Source organism: Hydrocoleum sp. CS-953, assembly GCF_002260545.1.
GTDB lineage: Bacteria > Cyanobacteriota > Cyanobacteriia > Cyanobacteriales > Microcoleaceae > Trichodesmium.
Map to the genome: position 1 here is coordinate 1 of NZ_LGSU01000427.1, position 3,079 is coordinate 3,079.

The window sequence follows — 3,079 nt, forward strand, 5'->3', positions numbered from 1 at the left end:
TGTAATTCAAACTGGATGGCTTTTTGAGTTCTGCAAATACAATATCTAGAGAATCTCCCTGAAACTGTTTATCTGTAATTTCTGGGCAAGACGCAAAATAGCTTGATTCTTTTTTTCAAGGGATATATTGATTTTATATGACATTTACAATTGTTCTTCTGAGTAGGTTATATCATGTTCGGTTGAACACTTATAATTAAGATAGTAAGGGAGTAGGGGAGTAGAGGAGTAGGGGAAAATTTAAAATATATCCTCTCCAAAGCAAATATTTTATTTATACCTAATCATCCGGACTTGATATTAAACGTATTTTTAAATTTCTCACTTCTGGGCAAAATAAGAAAATGCAGTTTATCTATATAAATAATACCTTATTTTTTGATTTAGTGTGGCAATAATTGGGCGAAAAAAATCACCCTCCTAAAATAAAAGGCGGGTGATAGAAGCAAAGTTTAAGTATCAAATTTGATAAGCTTTATTTTTCACAAGTTTGTCAAGCATTTTAATTGCTTCTTGAAATGATATTTGACCTTTATCAACCACAGCGTTCATTAATTTTTTAGCATCTTCTCTGCTAATTAAATTAAGGCTAATAGTTTTCTTCAACAAAACAACGAATTTTTTCTTGTCACCATCTCCAACTTTAGAAGCTTGTTCCTTGGNGCTAATTAAATTAAGGCTAATAGTTTTCTTCAACAAAACAACGAATTTTTTCTTGTCACCATCTCCAACTTTAGAAGCTTGTTCCTTGGCTTTTACTTCCTGTACTTTGCTGCCAGAATGCTGAGGAATTTCTGTTTGATTATCTTTATTTTTTAGAATATCCTCAACCATTTGAATAGCTTCTTTTAATGGTAGTTGATCTGTTTCTACAGCATTAATTAATTCTTGAGCATCTTCTGAGCTAATTAAATTAAGGCTAATAGTTTTCTTCAACAAAACAACGAATTTTTTCTTGTCACCATCTCCAACTTTAGAAGCTTNTTGAATAGCTTCTTTTAATGGTAGTTGATCTGTTTCTACAGCATTAATTAATTCTTGAGCATCTTCTGAGCTAATTAAATTAAGGCTAATAGTTTTCTTCAACAAAACAACGAATTTTTTCTTGTCACCATCTCCAACTTTAGAAGCTTTTTCCTTGGCTTTTACTTCCTGTACTTTACTGCCAGAATGCTGAGGAATTTCTGTTTGAATATCTTTATTTTTAACAATATCCTCAACCATTTGAATAGCTTCTTTTAATGGTAGTTGATCTGTTTCTACAGCATTAATTAATACTTGAGCATTTTCTCTCCTAATTAAATTAAGGCTAATAGTTTTCTTCAACAAAACAACAAATTTTTTCTTGTCACCATCTTCAATTTGAGAAGCTAGTTGATTAGCTTTTACTTGCTGTACTTTACTGCCAGAATGCTGAGGAATTTCTGTTTGAATATCTTCACTTTTAATAATATCCTCAACNCTGTTTCTACAGCATTAATTAATACTTGAGCATTTTCTCTCCTAATTAAATTAAGGCTAATAGTTTTCTTCAACAAAACAACAAATTTTTTCTTGTCACCATCTTCAATTTGAGAAGCTAGTTGATTAGCTTTTACTTGCTGTACTTTACTGCCAGAATGCTGAGGAATTTCTGTTTGAATATCTTCACTTTTAATAATATCCTCAACCATTTGAATAGCTTCTTTTAATCGTAGTTGACCTGTTTCTACAGCATTAATTAATTCTTGAGCATCTTCTGAGCTAATTAAATCAAGTCTAATGGGTTCTTTCAACAAAAGAATGAAATTTGTCTTGTCACTATCTCCAACATTAGAACCTCTTTCTTTAGCTTCTATTTCTATTTTTTGTTCCTGCAAACGTTTGAGAATTTCTTGTTGTTTTCCTTCGTTATAACCGCCACCTTTAACCAGTCTTGATATTCCATAAGCAGCAGCTCCACCAGCAACAGCAGCTCCAGCAACTAAACCTAGAGGTGCAGCAACTACCATGCCAACTCCAGTTAATGCTGTAACTAATGGTATAGAAGCTGTTGTTGTTCCTGCTACTGCTGCAACTGCTCCAACACCAACTGCTCCAAGTCCAGTAATTCCAACATCACCCAAAATGGCTAATTTATCATTAGGATTTTTTTCTAATTGTTCAATAGCTTTTAAAATTTGTTCCTTATTTGGTTTTTCAGTTGTACTCATATTTACCTCTAAATAATATAGTCATAAGAAATGATTCGTGAAAAAAACTGTAGGGGTTTGGTCTCCAAACCCAAGCGCAAATCAGATTTGGAAACCAAACCCCTACGATAAAATATTACAACCTATTTAGGATTGCTATAATTAATATTTCTATCTAAGCTATTACAACGTTACGGAAAACTGTATTGAAAACTTCAGCTAATAATTGAAAAAACTGTTGAGCAATTTCAAATAAATCTTCACCTACACCTTCAAAAGATTTATCTAATGTATGTCCAACTAATGCACCTACAGCAGTAATAGTTATTCCTAAAGCCATTGCCACAGGTGCTAATAATTGTCCTAAAAATGGTATAGAAGTGATTAAAGCAGTTACAGCAGCACCTACTGTTGCACCAATTCCTGTACCTACAATTAAAAAAGGATGTGCTTTGACAAATTCAATAATTTTGATTAGTATAATTTTGCCTATATCAAAGACTTTTTTACCTACTTTCTTTGTATAAGTCATTAGTTCGTGCAGTCTAATAGTAACTTCCGGAGGCAATCCAGTGTCATTTAACCATACATATATATCACTACTTGTCATTGAATTTGCGTCTACTTGCCAGAGAGACATTTTTAGATTTGCCTGGGCTGGTGATAAGTTTTTATTGTTCATTTCTCCTGGTTTTAACTAATAAAAATTGTTGGTAAGATAAAATGGTATTCTCATCTCTTCTCTCCGAATGAGCTGAAATATAATTAACTGTCTTAACCATTTTTTTTATTATCGACTAAATATATTAGTTCCGCAATAGTGAAAACACTTAAATACTCTGCAACAAGCTATCTTAAAAATTGGTGGGAATAGTCAAAAATACGCAAATATAGCTAATAACTGTAAT

The 3,079-nt window shown here is 32.1% G+C and carries 1 protein-coding gene; it reads right to left on the minus strand.

All coding sequences use genetic code 11. The annotated features are described in order from the left end of the window. Window positions 1-2,346 precede the first annotated feature (2,346 nt). Window positions 2,347-2,853 carry a hypothetical protein gene (locus AFK68_RS04210; protein WP_094671723.1) on the minus strand — a complete coding sequence of 169 codons (507 nt, stop codon included), beginning with the start codon at window positions 2,851-2,853 and terminating at the stop codon, window positions 2,347-2,349. Window positions 2,854-3,079: the final 226 nt, after the last annotated feature.

Coding starts and splice junctions, on each gene's coding strand:
- AFK68_RS04210 (WP_094671723.1), bottom strand. CDS start 2,853: ATGAACAATAAAAACTTATCACCAGCCCAGGCAAATCTAAAAATGTCT.